Source organism: Sulfurimonas sediminis, from assembly GCF_014905115.1.
In the GTDB taxonomy this organism is placed as follows: domain Bacteria; phylum Campylobacterota; class Campylobacteria; order Campylobacterales; family Sulfurimonadaceae; genus Sulfurimonas; species Sulfurimonas sediminis.
Genome location: NZ_CP041235.1, coordinates 622,773 through 642,408 on the forward strand (window position 1 = coordinate 622,773; position 19,636 = coordinate 642,408).

19 protein-coding genes are annotated in these 19,636 nt (G+C 38.4%); 15 read left to right on the top strand and 4 right to left on the bottom strand.

Features of this window, described 5'->3' with window-relative positions; all coding sequences use genetic code 11:
• Positions 1-46: 46 nt before the first annotated feature.
• Genes greA through FJR45_RS03530 form a run of 11 tightly spaced genes read left to right on the top strand, consistent with a single transcriptional unit; the run spans position 47 to position 10,888 of the window.
• Positions 47-550, top strand: a complete 504-nt coding sequence (gene greA, locus FJR45_RS03480; protein WP_193151369.1) for a transcription elongation factor GreA — start codon at positions 47-49, stop codon at positions 548-550.
• Entirely contained in the window at positions 550-1,563 is a 1,014-nt protein-coding gene (gene argC / locus FJR45_RS03485) for an N-acetyl-gamma-glutamyl-phosphate reductase (RefSeq protein WP_193151370.1), read from the top strand. Before greA ends, argC begins: the two co-directional genes overlap by 1 nt.
• A complete protein-coding gene (locus FJR45_RS03490; protein ID WP_193151371.1) occupies positions 1,553-2,293 on the top strand; it encodes a UDP-2,3-diacylglucosamine diphosphatase in 741 nt (246 codons plus the stop codon). The genes argC and FJR45_RS03490 overlap by 11 nt, the downstream gene beginning before the upstream one ends.
• A gap of 3 nt (positions 2,294-2,296) precedes the next feature.
• On the top strand, positions 2,297-3,238 hold the full coding sequence (locus FJR45_RS03495) for a chemotaxis protein (RefSeq protein ID WP_193151372.1): 942 nt from the start codon (positions 2,297-2,299) through the stop codon (positions 3,236-3,238).
• An 11-nt stretch (positions 3,239-3,249) separates the two neighbouring features.
• Positions 3,250-5,694, top strand: a complete 2,445-nt coding sequence (locus tag FJR45_RS03500) for a hybrid sensor histidine kinase/response regulator (protein ID WP_193151373.1) — start codon at positions 3,250-3,252, stop codon at positions 5,692-5,694.
• Positions 5,694-6,188, top strand: a complete 495-nt coding sequence (locus FJR45_RS03505) for a chemotaxis protein CheW (protein ID WP_193151374.1) — start codon at positions 5,694-5,696, stop codon at positions 6,186-6,188. Before FJR45_RS03500 ends, FJR45_RS03505 begins: the two co-directional genes overlap by 1 nt.
• Before the next feature lie 12 nt (positions 6,189-6,200).
• The gene (locus tag FJR45_RS03510; protein WP_193151375.1) at positions 6,201-7,307 is read left to right on the top strand and encodes an MlaE family ABC transporter permease; all 1,107 of its coding nucleotides are present in this window, start codon (positions 6,201-6,203) and stop codon (positions 7,305-7,307) included.
• Entirely contained in the window at positions 7,304-8,041 is a 738-nt protein-coding gene (locus tag FJR45_RS03515; protein WP_193151376.1) for an ABC transporter ATP-binding protein, read from the top strand. The genes FJR45_RS03510 and FJR45_RS03515 overlap by 4 nt, the downstream gene beginning before the upstream one ends.
• A gap of 1 nt (position 8,042) precedes the next feature.
• The gene (locus FJR45_RS03520) at positions 8,043-9,005 is read left to right on the top strand and encodes an MlaD family protein (protein ID WP_193151377.1); all 963 of its coding nucleotides are present in this window, start codon (positions 8,043-8,045) and stop codon (positions 9,003-9,005) included.
• Entirely contained in the window at positions 8,995-9,612 is a 618-nt protein-coding gene (locus tag FJR45_RS03525; RefSeq protein WP_193151378.1) for an ABC-type transport auxiliary lipoprotein family protein, read from the top strand. The genes FJR45_RS03520 and FJR45_RS03525 overlap by 11 nt, the downstream gene beginning before the upstream one ends.
• Positions 9,602-10,888: an aminopeptidase P N-terminal domain-containing protein gene (locus FJR45_RS03530; protein WP_193151379.1), complete on the top strand. Its 1,287-nt coding sequence runs from the start codon at positions 9,602-9,604 to the stop codon at positions 10,886-10,888. The genes FJR45_RS03525 and FJR45_RS03530 overlap by 11 nt, the downstream gene beginning before the upstream one ends.
• On the opposite strand, the gene FJR45_RS03535 is transcribed toward FJR45_RS03530, so the two are convergent.
• Positions 10,860-11,291, bottom strand: coding sequence for a hypothetical protein (locus tag FJR45_RS03535; protein WP_193151380.1), 432 nt, complete (start codon positions 11,289-11,291; stop codon positions 10,860-10,862). The genes FJR45_RS03530 and FJR45_RS03535 overlap by 29 nt on opposite strands.
• Positions 11,292-11,408: 117 nt before the next feature.
• Between FJR45_RS03535 and FJR45_RS03540 the strand changes: the two genes are divergently transcribed.
• From FJR45_RS03540 to FJR45_RS03555, 4 genes are all read left to right on the top strand, one after another.
• The gene (locus FJR45_RS03540) at positions 11,409-12,644 is read left to right on the top strand and encodes a diguanylate cyclase (protein ID WP_193151381.1); all 1,236 of its coding nucleotides are present in this window, start codon (positions 11,409-11,411) and stop codon (positions 12,642-12,644) included.
• Positions 12,645-12,732: 88 nt separating this feature from the next.
• A complete protein-coding gene (locus FJR45_RS03545; protein ID WP_193151382.1) occupies positions 12,733-13,926 on the top strand; it encodes a hydrogenase small subunit in 1,194 nt (397 codons plus the stop codon).
• Positions 13,916-15,652, top strand: coding sequence for a nickel-dependent hydrogenase large subunit (locus FJR45_RS03550; RefSeq protein ID WP_193151383.1), 1,737 nt, complete (start codon positions 13,916-13,918; stop codon positions 15,650-15,652). The genes FJR45_RS03545 and FJR45_RS03550 overlap by 11 nt, the downstream gene beginning before the upstream one ends.
• 14 nt (positions 15,653-15,666) lie before the next feature.
• On the top strand, positions 15,667-16,803 hold the full coding sequence (locus tag FJR45_RS03555; protein WP_193151384.1) for a hypothetical protein: 1,137 nt from the start codon (positions 15,667-15,669) through the stop codon (positions 16,801-16,803).
• Between the two features lie 19 nt (positions 16,804-16,822).
• On the opposite strand, the gene FJR45_RS03560 is transcribed toward FJR45_RS03555, so the two are convergent.
• Genes FJR45_RS03560 through FJR45_RS03570 form a run of 3 tightly spaced genes read right to left on the bottom strand, consistent with a single transcriptional unit; the run spans position 16,823 to position 19,626 of the window.
• On the bottom strand, positions 16,823-17,167 hold the full coding sequence (locus FJR45_RS03560; protein WP_193151385.1) for a translation initiation factor: 345 nt from the start codon (positions 17,165-17,167) through the stop codon (positions 16,823-16,825).
• Positions 17,168-18,016, bottom strand: coding sequence for a DUF5718 family protein (locus tag FJR45_RS03565; RefSeq protein WP_193151386.1), 849 nt, complete (start codon positions 18,014-18,016; stop codon positions 17,168-17,170).
• A 2-nt stretch (positions 18,017-18,018) separates the two neighbouring features.
• A complete protein-coding gene (locus FJR45_RS03570; protein ID WP_193151387.1) occupies positions 18,019-19,626 on the bottom strand; it encodes an ABC-F family ATP-binding cassette domain-containing protein in 1,608 nt (535 codons plus the stop codon).
• Positions 19,627-19,636: the final 10 nt, after the last annotated feature.

Here is a 19,636-nt window from a genome sequence, read left to right on the forward strand (position 1 = left end):
TTGATATAATCATACAACTAAAAAAATTTAATAAAGAGAATAGATTATGCAAAACAACATAGAACCGATGACACTTTTTGGCTACGAGAAGTTACAGGCCGAAGTAAAAGATTTAAAAGAGGTAAAACGCCCGGGTGTTGTCAAAGCGATTGAAGAAGCGCTTGAACACGGAGATTTAAAAGAAAATGCGGAATACCATGCGGCAAAAGAGCAGCAAAAAAGTATAGACAACCGCCTTGCAGAACTGCAGGAGATTTTGGGAAATGCCCAGATTGTTGATCCCAAAGAGCTGCAGCACACCAAGGTAAGCTTTGGCTCAACGGTTGTTATGACAAATATGGATACAGACGAAGAGGTAACCTACACGATAGTAGGCGGGTGTGAGAGCAATCCTGACATCGGGCTCATCTCTTTTAACTCTCCTCTGGCAAAACAGCTTCTTGGCAAAGAAGAGGGTGATGAGGTCAAAGTCCGTCTTCCCGGGGGTGAAAAAGAGTTTGAGATAGACGAGGTGAAATACCAGGATATTGTTTTTGAGTGTAAAGAGTAATGCAAAACAAGAGTAAAATAAATGTAGGCGTAGTCGGTGCAACAGGCTACACAGGTCTTGAACTTGTAAAAATGCTCATAAAGCATCCTTTTTTTCATTTGACATATATTGCAAATTCTGAAGGAGGCACGACGATAAACAAACTGCATCCTTCTTTGAACGGTGTGTGTGAAGATGTTGTGCAAAAAGCAGATATTGATACAATGGCGCTTACATGTAAGCTTGTCTTTTTGGCACTGCCGCATAAAACAGCAATGGCTTATGTCAAGCCGTTGTTGGAAAAAGGCGTCAAGGTTGTTGACCTCTCGGCTGATTACAGATTGCCGCAGGATATTTACGAGGCATTTTACTGTCCGCACACAGATGCAAAAAACCTGGAGCATGTTGTCTACGGACTCCCTGAACTCAACCGTGAAGCGATAAAGTCTGCAAAACTGGTTGCAAATCCGGGATGTTTTCCGACATCTGCCATTTTGGGGCTTCTCCCTTTTATGGACAAACGCATAGAAAATACGCCGATTATTATAGATGCAAAAACAGGGGTGAGCGGAGCAGGCAAAAAACTCAGTGAAGTGACGCATTTTGTCAATGTCAATGACAATCTTTTTGCCTACAACCCTCTGCTCCACCGTCATGCTCCCGAAATTGCAGACAAACTGAATGTCTCTTTTGACGAAGTCAGTTTTGTGCCGCATCTGGTCCCTGTGAACCGGGGTATGATAAGTTCGATTTACATACAGGTCAGCGGTGATTTTGATGCCTTGGACGTTGTAAAGGAATTTTATAAAAATGATGTACATGTAAGGGTGAGTGCTTCTCCGGTTGACATGAAGAATGTTGCCGGAACAAATTTCTGTGACATCTATGCCCAGAGAAAAGGCAAGATGCTTTTTATATCTTCAAGCATAGACAACCTGATGAGAGGGGCATCTTCTCAGGCCGTTGTCAACGCCAATCTGATGATGGGATTTGATGAAACAACGGCGATCCCAGATATAGCCTATGTCCCCTAAACCGGTTATTATCCAAGAGGGTGCGTTCATTGTTTCTGATGCGCACTATTCACACCTGCGTCCGGAACTTTTATACTTTTTGCGAGAAATTCACAGTAAAAATATGGCAGTACCCCAGCTTATCCTGATGGGAGATATCTTTGACGCACTGTTTGGGTCTATAGACTTTACATGTAAGCAGAACAAAGAGGTCATAGCGCTTATCAATGATATTTCCAAAGATACGGAAGTTGTCTATTTGGAGGGAAACCATGATTTTAATATAAAAAATGTTTTTCCAAAGGCAAAGGTTTTTTCGATTAAAAACCAGCCGGTAGAAGCGTTGTATCAAAAGAAAAAAGTCTATCTGGCACATGGAGACTTTGATGGAGACAGACTTTACAAACTCTACACATCTTTGATACGAAGCCCTTTTGTCCTTTTTGTTTTAAAGTATATAGATATATTTTCCAAACATGCGATTTTGAAAAATCTTGACAGCTATCTGAGCAAAAAAAATGACTGTAAAAAATTTACGGGTTTTAGAGAGTTTGTACAAAAGCGTTTGGCAGAAAAATATACCTGCGACTACTTTATAGAGGGACATTATCATCAAAACACTTCTTTTGGCACAGACGGCTTTTACTATATAAATCTGGGTGCTTTTGCTTGCAATCAAAGATACTTTATTGTAAAATCAGCTCAAGACATAGAGTTGTTGGAAGAAAAAAAATACTCTAGGGAGATATAAAAGATGGATGAAAAGTCTTTAAAAGTTGGTTCCAATGAGATGGAACTTGTTGATTTTCGCATATTTAAACAGGAAAAAGACAAGGTTTATGAAGGTATTTACGGTATCAATGTCTCTAAGGTCAGAGAAATTATACGTTTGCCAAAACTGACAGAGCTGCCAAGTACACCGGAATTTATAGAGGGAATATTTGATTTGCGTGAAGTGGTCATTCCTGTTGTCAACCTGGCAAAATGGATGGGTGTTACTGAACCGGAAGATGCAAAGAAAAATGCCCGCGTCATTATTACAGAGTTTAACAATGTACTGATAGGGTTTATAGTCCATGAAGCAAAACGCATCAGAAGAATCAGCTGGAGTGATATAGAACCGGCAAGTTTTATGAGCAGTTCCTCAGGACTTGAGAGCAATAAGATCACAGGGGTAACCAAGATAGAAGGTGATAATGTCCTTTTGATCCTCGACCTTGAGAGTGTAGTACAGGATTTGGGACTGTATGAACCTGAAACAGATTCTGCACCTGAAAAAATAGAAAAATTTTCAGGTTTGGCAATGGTGCTTGATGACAGTGCAACAGCTCGAAAAATTGTTAAAGAAGCACTTATTAAAATGGGCTTTCATGTTGTAGAAGCGATGGATGGAGAAGAGGGGCTTAATAAGCTGAACGATTTATATGAAACATATAAAGGTAATTTGGCAGATAATTTAAAAATTATTATTTCAGATGTTGAAATGCCAAGAATGGACGGTTTCCATTTTGCGGCAAAAGTCAAAGAAGATGAAAGGTTCAGCGATATTCCTATAGTCTTTAACTCCTCAATCAGTGATCATTTTAGTGAAGCACGAGGGGAAGAAGCCGGTGGAGAAGCTTATTTGGTTAAGTTTCAGGCAAGTTCATTTTTTGATGAAGTATCACGTATAGTACGTGCACATATGAAGAAATAGGGAGTGTAAATATGGATGAATTTCAAGAGATACTGCAAGATTTTTTAGTTGAATCGTTTGAACTTGTTGAAAAGCTTGACGAAGATTTGGTCGAATTAGAATCTCGTCCCGATGATTTAGAACTGTTAAACGGAATATTTCGTGTTGCACACACTGTTAAAGGGGCTTCATCATTTTTAAATTTTGATACATTGACACATTTAACGCATCATATGGAAGATGTCCTCAATAAAGCCCGTCACGGAGAGTTGAGTATAACACCGGATGTTATGGATGTTATTTTAGAATCAATTGACCTCATGAAAGCATTGTTGGAAAAAATTCGTGATACAAGCAGTGATGACGGCATAGATGTAGCCGCCTGTGTCGCAAGACTTGACAAAATAAGCAACGGTGATCTTTCAGGGCTTGCTGATGCCACAGCAGCACAAGCAGAAGAAGATAAAAAAGCAGAAGAGGAAGAGGCAAAAGTCGAAGAAGCTACTGGAACTGAAGAAGAGACTGTAGAAGAAGAAATTGATTATGATAACATGGACCCTGACGAGATAGAGGCTGAAATAGAAAGACTTTTGGCGCAACGCCAGGCCGAAGACAAAGCCAAAAGAGAAGCAAAAATAGCTGCGGGTGAAGAAGTGCCTGTGATGCCACCGGAACCGAGTGAAGAAGAGCCGAAAAAAGAAGAAAAACAAGAAAAAAAAGAAAAAAAAGAAGAAGCTCCAAAGGCACCGACTCCGGCGCCTGTTTCACAAAATAAAAAAGCATCGCAAAATGCTTCTGCTGAGGATCCAAAGGCGGCAGCACCGGCAAAACGTGCACCTGCCACAGTTGAGCAGACGATTCGTGTTGATGTAAAAAGACTTGACCATCTTATGAATCTAATCGGTGAACTTGTTTTGGCAAAAAACAGACTGATTAAAATCAATGATGATGTTGAAGAGCGTTATGAGGGAGAAGAGTTCTTAGAAGAGCTCAATCAGGTTGTTTCCATTGTTTCTCTTGTAACGACTGATTTGCAAATTGCGGTTATGAAAACCCGTATGTTGCCAATCGGAAAGGTTTTTAACAAATTCCCTAGAATGATTCGAGATCTTTCCCGCGAACTTAACAAAAAGATTGAACTTGTTATTTCAGGGGAAGATACAGAGCTTGACAAATCAATTGTGGAAGAGATTGGGGATCCGCTTGTGCATATTATCCGTAACTCCTGTGATCACGGCATAGAAACCCCGGAAGAGCGTCTTGCAAAAGGAAAACCGGAAGAGGGTACGATTACACTCAAAGCCTATAATGAGGGTAACCAGATTGTTATTCAGATAGATGATGACGGAAAAGGGCTTGATCCGGAGATGCTCAAACAAAAGTCTCTTGAAAAAGGCATCATCACTGAAAAAGAAGCTCAGCAGATGAGTGACAAAGAAGCTTACACGCTCATCTTTAAACCGGGTTTTTCAACAGCTGCGGCTGTGACAAGTGTATCCGGACGTGGTGTCGGGATGGATGTTGTCAAAACGAACATCGAAAAACTCAACGGTATCATAGATATTGACAGTGAAATAGACAAAGGTACTTCTATAAAACTGAAAATTCCATTGACTCTGGCGATCATCCAGGCACTTCTTGTGGGTGTTCAAGAAGAGCATTATGCCATTCCTTTAGCCTCTGTGCTTGAAACGGTCAGAATTTCAAAAGATGAAATATACACAGTAGAGGGACGTTCTGTCATGCGATTGCGTGATGATGTTCTTTCTTTGGTGCATATAGGGGATATTTTTGAAGTTGAGCGTATTTTGGATGCAAGTGAACATGCCTATGTCGTTGTTTTGGGACTCGGAACAAGCAAACTGGGCCTTATTGTAGATATTTTGGTAGGACAGGAAGAGATTGTTATCAAATCTCTCGGTGAATATCTCAAAGGCATTGAAGGGATTGCGGGAGCTACCATCCGTGGAGACGGAGGTGTGACACTTATCGTTGATGTCGTGGCACTTATGGATATGGCCAAAGAGACAAAATCAACACAAATAACAGCAAGTGCCGAATCTGTTGTGACAGAAAAAACAAAGGCGAGTGACTATACTATCATGATCGTTGATGATTCAAAAACAGACAGAACCATTATGCGAAAAGCACTTGAACCTATGGGGGTTACCATTGTTGAAGCAAGCGACGGACAAGAGGCCCTCAATCTTTTAAAATCAGGCGATCACAATATTGATGCAATGCTCATTGATATTGAAATGCCAAGAATGGACGGATATACACTTGCCTCAGAGATCAAAAAATACAACAGATATAAAAACCTGCCGCTTATAGCCGTCACATCAAGAACAAGTAAATCTGACCGTATGCGCGGGGTTGAGTCCGGTATGGTTGAGTATATCACAAAACCTTATTCTTCCGACTATTTGGCAAGTGTTGTACAGAGAAATGTTAACTTTAAACCGGAGTTTTTATAATGAGTGATAAATTAAAAGAGATTATTAACAAACAGGCTGAACAAAGTGACAGTGTTGTTGACCAGCTCGATGATGTGGTACAGCTTGTCGGATTTGTCATAGGGGATGAAGAGTATGCGGTGCCTATTCTTTCCATTCAGGAGATTATTAAACCTTTTCCATGGACAAGAGTTCCTCAGGTTCCAAAATATGTTTTGGGTGTGTTTAATCTTCGCGGTTCTGTTATTCCGCTTATAGATCTGCGTACAAAATTTGGACTGCCTCCTAAAAAACAGAGCGAAGATACACGCTTTATTGTGATGCGTAACGGTTCTGATGTGGCAGGATTTGTGATAGACAGACTTACAATGGCAATCCGTATTAAAAAAGAAAATGTGGGACCGCCGCCTGATACTGTCAACGGTGATGATACTATTATAGACGGTGTGGGAAAGCAGGCAGATAAAATCATTACTATTTTAAAAGTAAACAAACTTTTAGAAAGAGATTTTTAGCACTTTTATCTCATGCCTGAAAACCTACTGTGCACTACCATTGACAAAGAGAGTATTTCCCTTGAGTTTTCGGGGGAATTGACACTCTACAATCTTCATCAAGCCCAAGAATCTATTGCAAAAATCGGGCTCTCAAATTTTAAAAAAATTACTGTTGATTTAAGAGATGCCTCTTATCTTGATACCGCTTTTGCTCTTTTTTTGGCTGACCTGCAAGAAGAGTACCATGCATACATAGAGTCTGCAAATACAAACTTTTTGCATACACTTGCATTGACCAGAGAACATAAAAAAAATCTCGATAAAAAATACAAACCTCCAAAAGAGAATATATTGGAGCATATGGGAAAAACCTTTTATCGATCCTACCTTTCATTTATCTCTTTTATGGAGTTTGTCGGGAAGGTCTTCATCTCTTTTTTACTCTATTTTAAAAGTGTCAAAAATATTCGTTTTAAAGAGATTGCATTTGAAATCAATGAAAGTGCACTGCGTGCTCTTGGCATTGTAGCATTGACAAGCTTTCTGATTGGTTTGGTGACAGCCTATCAGGCAGCTTACCAGCTGCAGCGATACGGCGGCAATATTTTTATAGTGGATATGATGGGCATTTCTATATTCAGAGAACTTGCTCCCTTGATTACGGCAATAGTCATCGCAGGCAGAAGCGGTTCAGCTTATACGGCACAGATAGGGGCGATGAAAATCACACAGGAAATTGATGCTATGCGGACTATGGGCTTTGACCCCTATGCATTTTTGGTCTTGCCAAGAATTGTAGCGCTTGTTGTCATGCTGCCGATACTCATTTTTGTAGCAGATATTATGGCTATGCTCGGAGGTATTATCGTTGCTGATTTGAGTCTGGATCTGCCACCGGCACTTTTCATCGACAGGCTGCAAGAGGTAGTGGCGATGAAACATTTTTATGTGGGACTGATCAAAGGACCGTTTTTTGCATTTTTGATTGCTTCTATCGGTATCTACAGAGGCTTAATCGTCAAAGATGATACACAAAGCATAGGATACAATACTACAAAAAGTGTTGTCGAGTCACTCTTTGCCGTCATTGTATGTGATGCGGTTTTTTCTATAGCCTTTACAAATCTGGGGATATGATGGAACTGATTAAAGTAAGCGGTGTCAAAACAGTTTTTGGTGACAAAGTAGTGCATGATGGGCTCAATTTACATGTAAACGAAGGTGAAATTTACGGGCTTTTGGGACCAAGCGGCTGCGGAAAAACAACACTGCTGCGTGAAATGGTGATGCTGCAGGAGTTTCAGGGTGGAAGTATTGAAATTTTGGGACAAAAAATTGAGCGTATCAGTGAAAGCCAGGCACAGGAACTCAGGCGAAAATGGGGTGTGCTGTTTCAGTTTGGTGCGCTTTTTTCTTCTTTGACCTTGGCGGAAAATATTGCGTTGCCTTTGCAGGAATATGCAACACTTTCTGAAAAAATGATAGAAGATATAGTAGCATTTAAACTTGATTTGGTAGGATTGAAACCAAGTGATGCTTTTTTGTATCCTTCGCAGATAAGCGGAGGTATGCGAAAAAAAGCAGGGATTGCCAGAGCCTTGGCGATGGATCCCAAACTGCTTTTTTTGGATGAGCCTACAAGCGGGCTTGATCCGATTTCTGCCAGAGAGTTCGATGAACTTATTCTGCAGTTGCGCTCCATGCTCGGACTTACTATGGTAATTGTCACACATGATTTACATTCTATATATAATACTTTGGATAGAATGGCTATAATTGATAATAAAAAAATTGCCTATGAGGGCAGTTTAAAAGAGGTTACTTCTGTAAAGAATGATTTTATACAAACTTTTTTTAGAGATGGAATATAATATGAATAATAAAGTAAATTATACATTGGTAGGGTTTGTCGTTTTGTTGGGAATGCTCAGCATACTCGGCTTTGTTTACTGGATGCTCAAACCTCAAAAAGCAGAGGCGACGCAGAACTACATTATATATTTTAATGAATCGGTGTTGGGACTCAATCTTGATGCACCTGTGAAATACAAGGGTATAAAAGTAGGTAAAGTAATACGCTTGCGTATAAATCCGAAAAACACCGAACAGGTGGAAGTGACAGTCAGTATGCTAAAAACGACACCCGTAAAAGAAGATACGGTGGCGAAGCTTACCGCACAGGGCATTACCGGACTGAGTTATATAAATCTGACAGAGGGAAGCAATAATGCACCGCCGCTTAAAGCAAAAAAAGGAGAAATCTATCCTGTAATCAAGTCAGCTCCTTCTTTTTTCGCAAATGTGGAACAGTCACTGGATTCGGTCTCTGAACTGTTGCTTATGACGCTCGACAGAACCAATGAGCTGCTGAGTGAAAAAAACCAGGAACAGTTTTCTAGATTTTTGCATGAAAGTGCTATGGTTATGACAAAAATTGATACAATACTTGATGAAAAAACCATTGCACACCTGCAATCGAGTGCGAAAAATATGGAACATATCACAGCCCAGATTGATAAAAGTATTCCCAATATGAATAAATTAGTCGCACACAGCATTGCATGGGAAAAGAAAATCAATGACTCTTTTTCTAGTATCAAACAAACATATCTGGAAATGGGACAGATTATGCATGATATGGCAAAATCTTTTTCTGATGTACAGAATAATGTTGAAGATATCACAGTGCAGTCAGTACCGTTGATTAACAGCACAATGACACAAATGCAACAGACATTGATAAATTTAGATGAACTGTTGGAACATTATGACCGCAGTCCGAGTGATATTTTGTATAAAAAAGAAACAGAGAAAAGGGGACCTGGTGAAAAATAGACTATTAATTATATGGCTTACATGTATCGCGGTAATAACAATTACCGGATGTACATCGCCGACACCGGCGCAGAATCAGTACAGACTCAACCTACAGACAAAAGCAGTAAAAGCAGAGACAGGCAAATGTCGACAAAAAACACTCAAAGTAGAGCGCTCTTTTGGTGACAAACTCTATATGTCCTTGAAAATGTACTATGTAGAGGGAAAATATGCACAATACTCTTATGCTCAATCAAGATGGGCACAGACGCCAAATGATGCTCTAACATATGCTGTTACAGAGTATTTGCGAGCTATGAATCTTTTTAAGAGTGTGCAAAGTGCAGATTCAAAAACAAAAAATGACTACAGACTGGAAATAAATATAGAAGATTTTATGCAGTATTTTGATGAAAACGAAAAGAATTCTTTTGTCAATGTCGTCATTACATGTAATCTGGTTGATGAAGCAAGTCATAAAACAGTAGCGACAAAAACTTTTCATTTCAAACAAAAAACTTTGTCAGATGATGCAAAAGGCGGGGTTATTGCACTCAGCAATGCCCTAGATGAAATTTTAAAAGAGTGCGGCTTATGGCTGCAGGGAGTATGTCTTGATAAGTGAAAAAGAGTATAAACAAAGAAGAGTACGCCTGGGACGTCAACTGAAACCTTTTAGTGTGGCTGTCTTGTTTAGTGCAGAGCCAAAAACGCGTTCCAATGACACACAATATCCATACCGACAAAACAGTAATTTTTACTATATGAGCGGTTTTACAGAAGATAATTCTGCTTTGGTTATTGTCAAAGGTGCAAAAAAATTTCACACTTTTTTGTTTGTTGCCAAAAAAGACAAAACGCAGGAACTCTGGCATGGAAAAAGGCTGGGAAAAGAGAAAGCCAAAGAGCTTTTCATGGTGGATGATGTTTTTGAAATTGATGAGTTTGAAGTAAAACTCAAAGAGTATGTACAAAACAAGGCACATATTTATCATGATTTTAAGCTTGAATATGCAAAAGTCAAAGTTTTAAAACGACACGCTAAAAGCATACAAAGTTATGAAAATCTGGCGACATATATTGAAAAAATGCGTCTCATAAAGTCAAAATCTGAGATTAAGCTCATCAAAAAAGCTATAAATATTACAAAAAAAGCACACCATAAAGCGATGAAATTGAGTGCGAAACTGCATTATGAGTATGAACTGCAGGCAAATTTAGAGTATATTTTCAAAAAAAATGGTGCCTACAGTGATGCTTATACATCTATTGTAGCCTGTGGAAACTCTGCCAATACGCTGCATTATGTAAACAATGATAAAAAACTGATGCAAGGGGATCTGATACTTATAGATGCCGGATGTGAATACCGGTATTATGCAAGTGATATAACGCGAACAATCCCAGTGAGTGGAAGTTATACAAAAGCACAAAGAGAACTCTATGACATGGTTTTACATGTACAAAAAGAGATTATAAAGATGATTTCTCCGGGCGTGTTTAAAAGTGCACTGCAGAAAAAATCAGAAGAGTTGCTGTGTCAGGGAATGATAGATTTGGGAATATTGCATGGAGAACTCAAAACACTGCTAAAAGAAAAAGCACACAAAAAATACTATCCGCACGGTATCGGACACTGGATGGGACTTGATGTGCATGATGAATGTCCCTATAAAAAACCAAACGGCAAAGAGATTCCTTTGCAACCTGGTATGGTTATGACCATAGAACCCGGCATTTACCTTGATGCAGCGGATGTAACTATTCCTAAAAAATACAGAGGTACAGGCATAAGAATCGAAGACAATATTTTAGTTACAAAAAAGGGCTGTGAAAATCTCTCTTCACATATAGCAAAAGAGATAAATGAAATTACTCGTAAGAGTAACTCCAGCCGGTAAGATTCTCTTTTTTGGCTTCATCAAAGGCATCTGAATCTGCCAAGAAATCCATGACATGCATGACTGTATAGGGAATACTTTTTTGATCTTCCGGCTTTACCAGTAACATAGGCATAGGAGTATCTTGAGCCTTGCTGAGTGCAAAACCCACAGGCATAAGCTGACTCATAAGTTCTGCAGGTTTGCCTATTTTATGTTCCTGTAAAAACTTTTTTAGTACGGCATCCTGAATATCTTTTGGCAGTGATTCTTCTGTATTTAAAAAGATTGTAAAGTGTATGGGTGTCTGTTTGAAATGATCCGGTGCCGGTGCCGCCATAATGATGTACTCTACATTTTTCAAATGTTCTTTTATCTGTTGTTGGTTGAGATATTTGTCTGTTTTGATTGCCTGGGCTTTCATATTGCTCTTTTTTTATGACAAAATGTCAGTTTTTTAAATTTGTTTAGAATTTTAACATAAAAAAGTTTGAAGATGGTACAAAATATGCTTAATTATTTGTATCAAAGAAGGACATTTATGCAGTTTATCGAAGCACTTAAACTTAGAAGCAAGCTTTTTTTTCTTTTTCTTTTGATTACTGTCGGGCTGTTTGCTCTTGGATTCATAGGAACAAACTACGTTAATGCAATGAAAAAAAATATGGATTCTTTGTACTTTGGTTCTTTGATACCTGTAACAGAATTAAACGAGATAGTCAAAACATACAGTTATGACCTGGCGGCTACCGTTTACAAGGTGCGAAGAGGTGAAATCAGCCCCAGTGAGGCAGCTTTTAAAATAGAAACATCTCTGGAATATATCAATAAAAAATGGCAAAGTTATAAGTCTCATTTTAAGACAGAGGAGGAATTGTATTATCTGGAATATGCTGATTTGGAGATTAATCGTGCCAATAATTATTTTTCCAAAGTGCTAAAAGCCGTGAAAGCTTCCAAAAATTTAGCGCATATATCAATTACAACACTTGAAAAAAAAGTTGAGACAATTCATAATGTTTTAGAAAAGCTGATCAATTATGAAGTAAATATGGCAAATTATGAGAGAAAGAAGTTTTTATATACCTATGATTCAATTTTACTGAAAATCGGTACTTCACTCGGACTTATTATTGTAGGGCTACTGATCATTCTTGTTTATGTGTTTGAGAGTATCCAAAAAGATCAGACAAGACTTGAAATAGCAGCGAAGAAACTCAAACTTGTCAATAAAAAGCTTGAAAATGCCTCTTATACAGATTCTTTGACAAATCTTCATAACAGAAGATATTTTAATTTCATCTATGAGAGAGAAGTCAAACGCGCAAAACGAAACAAAGCCTATATTACATTTATGATGCTCGATATTGACTATTTTAAACAATATAATGATACATATGGACATCTAGCAGGAGATGAAGCGCTTAAGAGCGTAGCAAAGGTTTTTAAAGAGAGACTTAAGCGTCCTGGAGATTATGTCTTTAGACTCGGTGGTGAAGAGTTTGGTGTCCTTTTAAGTGATACAAGTGAGACAAACAGTGCAAATATCGCTCGTGAAATCTGCACTGCTGTAAAAGGGCTTGAAATAAAACATGAAGCTTCAAAAGTGAGTCATCTACTTACTATATCTATTGGTGTAGTTTGCTGTATAGCAGATGATGCACTCGATGAAGATGCATTGATTTTCAGAGCAGATGAGATGTTGTATGAAGCAAAAGAGTCGGGAAGAGATAGATATGCTATAACATCAAATGCCTCAAAGACAAAAATTGCCTAGAATTTCGAAAAAGTTTTCCATCTTCATTTTTTTTTTCATTAAACTATAGTACTCTTTTGTAAACTAAAATTTTGTGAGGGGGTTTGTTATGAAATATGAGACACAAAAGAGTCTACTGTTCTCAAAAGAGTCGCAGTTAAATACAAATAAGGGAGAGGTTTTTTATAAAAATCTTTATCGTCATTGTGAAGATCGTCTTATAAAACTAAGAAAAAAAGTCTCTTTTTCAGATGAAGATGTTACAACTGTCTTAGCTGAAGAGGGGTATGAGCGTCGAGATTTTATGAAGTGGGTGAGTGCAACAACAGCCGCACTTATGCTTCCTGCTTTTTTCGAACCTTTAGTTGCTCAAACTATAGAAGTGCTTAATAGAGTACCGGTTATTTGGGTAAATCTGCAAGACTGTGCAGGAAACTCTGAAGCACTACTTCGTGCAGATGGTCCTACTGTTGACGAACTAATTCTCGACATAATTTCATTAGAATTTCATGAACTCTTAATGGCACCATCAGGCGAAGCTGCAGAGATTCAGCTTGAGGATGCTATGACTACTTTTAAAGGGGAGTACCTCCTCTTTGTCGAGGGGTCCATTCCTACTGCAGACGGAGGTATCTATGGTACTATTGGTACAAGTGGAGAAAAATATGTTGATCATATAAAGCGTGTGGCTGTAGATGCTGCGGGGATAGTTGCAGTAGGTACATGTGCTACTTATGGCGGTGTTTCAGCTGCCTATCCAAATCCTACAGGGGCATGTGGTGTTATGGATATTATAAAAGATAAGCCGATAGTAAATATTCCTGCATGTCCTGCAAATCCTGCAAATATGCTTGGTGTTATCCTTATGTATGCTATGACAGGGGAGCTTCCTGAACTTGATACACTGTTGAGACCAAAATTTGCTTTTGGAACGCGTATTCATGATACTTGTGAGCGTCGTGTTCATTTTGATGCGGGTGAATATGTTGAAGAGTGGGGTGATGCTGCAGCACAGGCGGGACATTGTCTTTATAAAATGGGCTGTAAAGGGCCTATGACTTTTAATAACTGCCCAACTGTAAAATTTAATCGAGGTGAGAGTTGGCCGGTAGCTGCAGGACATGGCTGTATAGGGTGTTCTGAACCTGGCTTTTTTGATAAGTTTAACCACTTTGAAGCACCGACACCATACGATAAAACATATAATCCTGCTGCGGATTTGACGACAATTACAGAAGGTGTTGTTGTCTTAACAGCCTTTAGTCAATTTTTAAACAAAGAGGAGTACAACAATGGCAACTAAACATATTGTAATTGATCCAATTACCCGTATTGAAGGACACATGCGTATAGAAGTTGTTGTAGATGAAACAACGAATGAAGTTGTAGATGCTTTTTGCTCATCAAATATGTTTCGAGGAATTGAGACAATTTTAAAAGATAGAGACCCTAGAGATTGTGGACTTATGGCGATGCGAATTTGTGGTGTCTGTACGGTTACACATTATCAAAGAAGTATTGAAGCAGTCGAGAATGCTTTTAATGTGCAGGTTCCAAAGAATGCTCGTTTGATGAGAAATATCATTCAAGGTTCTCTTTTTATGCATGACCACCTTGTGCATTATTATCATTTGCATTCGCTTGATTGGGTAGATGTTCTCTCTGCTCTTGAAGCTGATCCTGCAGATGCTGTTGTAGAAGCACAAAAGTGGGCAGATGTTGCCGGTGAGGTGCCATGGAATAATGATGTTGCTACTTATACAGATATAAAAGATAAGTTGACAAAATTTGTTGCAAGAAGAAGATTAGGGATTTTTGGTAATGGATACTGGGGGAATAGAAGTTATAAACTTACTCCAGCACAAAATCTTCTTGCAATGACACACTATTTTCAAGCACTTGAAATTCAAAGAGATTTAGGGCAGATGATGGCTGTTTTTGGTGGAAAAGATCCGCACCCTCAAAGTTTTGTAGTAGGGGGCGTTACTTCTATTGTAAACATGAAAGACCCAGCTAAGATAGAGCTTTTTCGTACACTTGCACTGAGAGTACGACAGTTCTTAAAAGGTGCTTACATGCTTGACATGTATATGCTTGCTGATGCATATAAAGATGAGATGCTTGCTGGTGTAGGAGGAGGGTTAAAAAGCTTCTTGGTATATGGTGGATTTCCTTTAGAAGATGTGCCGATAGAGAGTGCAAGAAAACTTTTTCCAGGTGGTGTCGTTTATAACGGAGATTTAAATAATGTTATTGATTTTGATTCTACTTTAGTGACAGAAGACGCAACACATGCTTGGTATGCCGCAACAACACCAGAACACCCATATGAAGGTACAACGACACCAGAATATACAGATTTTAAATTGATTGAAAATGGTGTTGCTTATCTTGATACTGATGGAAAATATTCATGGATTAAGTCACCACTTTATGATGATAAAAGAGTAGAAGTTGGACCTTTGGCTCGAATGGTTGTTGGCTATGCAAGAGGAGATACTCTTATAAAACAATATGTAGATAATTTTCTTTCACGCGCGAATATGTCACTTGAAAACTTATATTCATCAACAGGGCGAACTATAGCACGAGCGATTGAGTCTGAGCTTATAGCTGATGTTATTACAGATTGGCTTGATGAACTAGATACGAATATTCAAGGTGGTGATACAACAAGCTGGACGAAGTTTGATTTTGCAAATGTGAGTGCAAATGCACAAGGACGGGGGCTTGAAGAGGCACCAAGAGGGGCACTTGGACACTGGGTGAAGATAGCTAATGGAAAAGTCTTAAATTATCAGGCTGTGGTACCATCTACATGGAATGCAGGACCAAGAGATCACTTGGGCAGACTTGGTGCATATGAAGAGAGTATAAAAGGTTTAGTTTTAAGCAATATTGATGAACCTTTGGAAATTTTAAGAACAGTGCATAGTTTTGATCCTTGTATTGCTTGTGCGGTACATGTAATCAATACACAAGGTAAAGAGCTTAGCTCTTTTAAAGTCAGTGCAACATGTACGGCATAACAGAGGAGTAAAAAATGTATCGTATAACAAAATATATATTTTTAAGTTTTTTAGTAATATTTTTATCTGCTTGTGGTACTACGGAAGATGACACACAATCTGTTACAGTATCTTCTGAATCCAGTTCTAGCAGTGATGACAATTATGATTATTATACACCAACACAACCTCCAGTAGTATCACCACCTTTGATGCAACCTGCAAGTGTTACAACTGGGCTGAATGATTGGAGAAAACCAAGAGTTTACGCAAAAACAAAAATACTAGATTCATGTAACGGCGAGAGCGTCTTCTCATTGCGTCCACATAAAAATACATTAGAAGCGATATTTGTTGATTATACTATGCCAACAATTTATCCAGATGGATATAGCCTTATAGCTGTACAGACAAGAGACACAACATTTTCTATTCCATTACAGTACAATAGTGCAACACATAAGTGGAGTAAAGAGTGTGCTACTGTAAAATATGTAGATAAAAATGACATCTATCCGACATATTTAATACGAGCAGTTAATGATGCAAACGGGAGCATTGTTACTGAGGAGAAGGTGGTGATGTTTGATGGTGGAACAGAAAATTGTAAGGCGTGTCATGCATCTAATTCTGCTTATCCTTTGGCATATCCAAGTTCTGGAGCAGTAAATCTTGCTGATGCTGAAGCAGATTATAAAACAAATATTTTAGCATTGCATGATCAAAAACATCCAAATGCAGTATCTGGTTTACTGAGTTTATTAGAAGCAAAAGGCAAAATGTATGATACTGCTGGGCTTGTAGCAACATCACAAAGTACGCGAGTTACTTGTACAGATTGTCATGGAATTAATGCTGTACAAGCGAGTGGCTTTAAAAATGTACCAGCTTTGACAAATGCTATTCATGATGTGCATGCAAACCTAAGTGAGCCAAACATTACAGGACCAAATAACTGTTTAACTTGTCACCCAGGAGAGACAATTACAAAAACATTTAACGGAAAGATAGTTCACCCGTTTACTGATGCATGGAAGGATGAAGATGGGCATGGTGAATGGAGTGAAAATAATGGTGTTTCTAGTTGTACTTTATGTCACGGTATGGATTTAAGAGGCACAAAAATATCTAACAATGTGAGTTGTTACAAATGTCATGGTAAAGAGTGGTAGTAAAGTAAAAAAAGAGGGCTTAATGCCCTTGTTTAAAGCGAAACCCCTCTTTTTTTAGAAGTGGACGAAGTCTCTCTTTGACTTCTCCTTGAAATTCCATCTGAGTGTTTTTGATGGCTCCTCCACATCCGAGCTGTTTTTTAAACTGCTTGAGGAGTTTTTCAACTTCCTCTTTTGGTCTATAAAATTCTCCAACAAGTGTGACACTCTTTCCTCTGCGTTTCTCTTTTTTAAATACCAAAAAATGTTTGTCAGGCTCTTGTATTTCATGTACATTTTTTTGTTCTGATCGATTTTCTACTTCTGCCCACTCATCAGTAATATTTGCACCAATGAAAAGATCTAGTTTCTTTCCTCTGCTCATTTATTCTACTCTTTGTGCTAAAATACTCATCTGCTCTTTTGTGTAATTATTGTCATGAATTGTATCCATAATATTTTGCAAAGAGTATCTTTTATGATTATAAAGGACAACAAATATTTCATCCCCTTTTTGTAAAAAAGTTTTTTCACCATAAGAGGTATAGCGTGTCGCTCCTATGCTGATGATAGCATTGGTCGGATTGTTACATCTATTAATATAGGCTTTTATATTTTCTAATGGTCCAAAATCCTCTTGTGTGTTTAGTTGATTTTGAATCCATTTGGTCAGTTTGTCGTAAAAGTAGCTGTATCCATTGAGTTCTACATTTTCACCGTAAGTGTGTAGTTTATTTTCTCGACGAAGAAAACTACAAATGCTGAAATTATCCATAATGCCACCCTCACAAAAGCTGTCTATTTTTAGTAGTGTTGGGGCAATACCTTTGGAGTTTGCTCCCCAGTTTTTTTTATCACTAATTTTTTTAGCACCACTGATTCGAATTGAACAGTCGTTATATGCAGCGAAATATTTTGGAGTAACAGCAGTGATTTGTCCATTAGTATAGCTAAGCTCACATAGCAGTCCCACTTCAGGTTCTATCTGTACACGAAGATTTTTTGCAGGAAGTGTTATTTTTTGAGATGAAAGAGGATAGGTAAAGAGTACTTCATGCGGGCGGGAACTCTTACTCTCTTTTTTACAAGGTAAATAGAAAGGAAAAATCCCTTTAGGTGCTGCTTCATCTTGTGTAATGATATTTTTAAAATCCTCAAGCTCTCCTGCCTGTGCAAGGTGCAGGGCAAAATTGCCGGCAATTCCAATGCCCAAATACTCTTCGTATTTTTTCATTTTCAGAGTGTTCCGGCTTCTTTGGCAGCAGCAAACTCTTCATAGCTTCCTTGAAAGTCTGTATAGGTATGATCATCATGCAATTCTATGATGCGTGTGGCAAAAGCGTCAAGGAGTTCACGGTCATGCGAGACACAGATAACATTGCCCTTAAACTCATGCAGTGCTTCACCAAGGGCAACAATCGCTTCAAGGTCAAGGTGATTGGTCGGCTCATCAAGTACTAGGAAGTTTCCACCCTCAAGCATCATTTTACTGAGCATCATTCGGTGTTTTTCTCCTCCTGAAATCGCTTCGACATTTTTCTCCTGCTGTTCTCCATTAAAAAGCATTCTTCCAAGGCAGTTTCTTATCTCTGATATTTCACGCTTTGGATCAAATGCACGCAACCAGTCATAGAGTGTACCATCACCTTTGATAATGTCCGCTGTATCTTGTGGAAAATAAGAAGACTCAATTGTTGCTCCCCATGTTACACTGCCACCACAGCTTGGTTTGAGCTCTTCCATAATGATTTTGATCAGTGTAGTCTTTCCTACACCGTTTCCACCGATAATGGCGATTTTTTCACCAGGGTTTACTTTAAAAGTGACATCTTTTAAGACTTCATTGTCTCCGTATGCATGGCAGATATGCTCAACATTTAAGGCTTCATCTCCCATGACTCTTTTTGGTTTGAAAACGATAGACGGGTCACGGCGGGATGATGGCTTAATCTCTTCTATATTTAATTTTTCAAGTTGTTTTTGTCTTGATGTTGCCTGTTTTGCTTTTGATGCATTCGCGCTAAAACGACGAACAAAGGCTTCGAGTTGCTCTTTTTCTTTGAGTTTTTTTGCATTGTCGAGTTCCATCTGTTTTGCCATGACATTGGCCGCAATATACCAGTCATCATAGGTACCGGTAAATTCACGGATTTTTTGATAATCTACATCAAGAATATTTGTGACTACTGCATTGAGAAAGTGTCTGTCATGTGAGATGACAACCATTGTACCTTCATGTCTTTTGAGTTCATTTTCGAGCCAGCTGATTGTTTCAATATCGAGATTATTGGTAGGTTCATCTAAAAATAAGACATCAGGTTTTGGGTATAAAACCTGTGCTAAAAGTACTTTGAATTTGTCTGCAGAATCAAGTGTACTCATAAGTTCATTGTGCTTCTCAGCAGGAATGCCTACATTTTCTAGGATTTTTGCAATGTTTACATCGTACTCATAGGTCGGATCCTCTTCCACACAGATAGTTTCAAGTTCAGCAAGACGGTTATTAACAGCATCGTCTTCAAAATCACCAGACATGTATATCTCTTCTTTCTCTTTGATAGCATCATACAAGCGTCTGTTTCCGTACAAAACAGCATCCATAATTGTAAAGTCTTCATAAGCATATTGATTTTGTCCTAAAACGCCGACTTTGTTTTGTTTTGGGATGATGACTTCACCCTCATACTCATTGATTTGACCTGAAAGAATTTTTAAAAATGTTGTTTTTCCGGCACCGTTTGCACCGATAAGACCATATCTTTTATGACGGTCAAGTTTTAAGTTTATATCTTGAAAAAGCACTCTGTTTCCAAAGCGCATCGTTAAATTTTGTACTGTTACCATATTGTTTAGC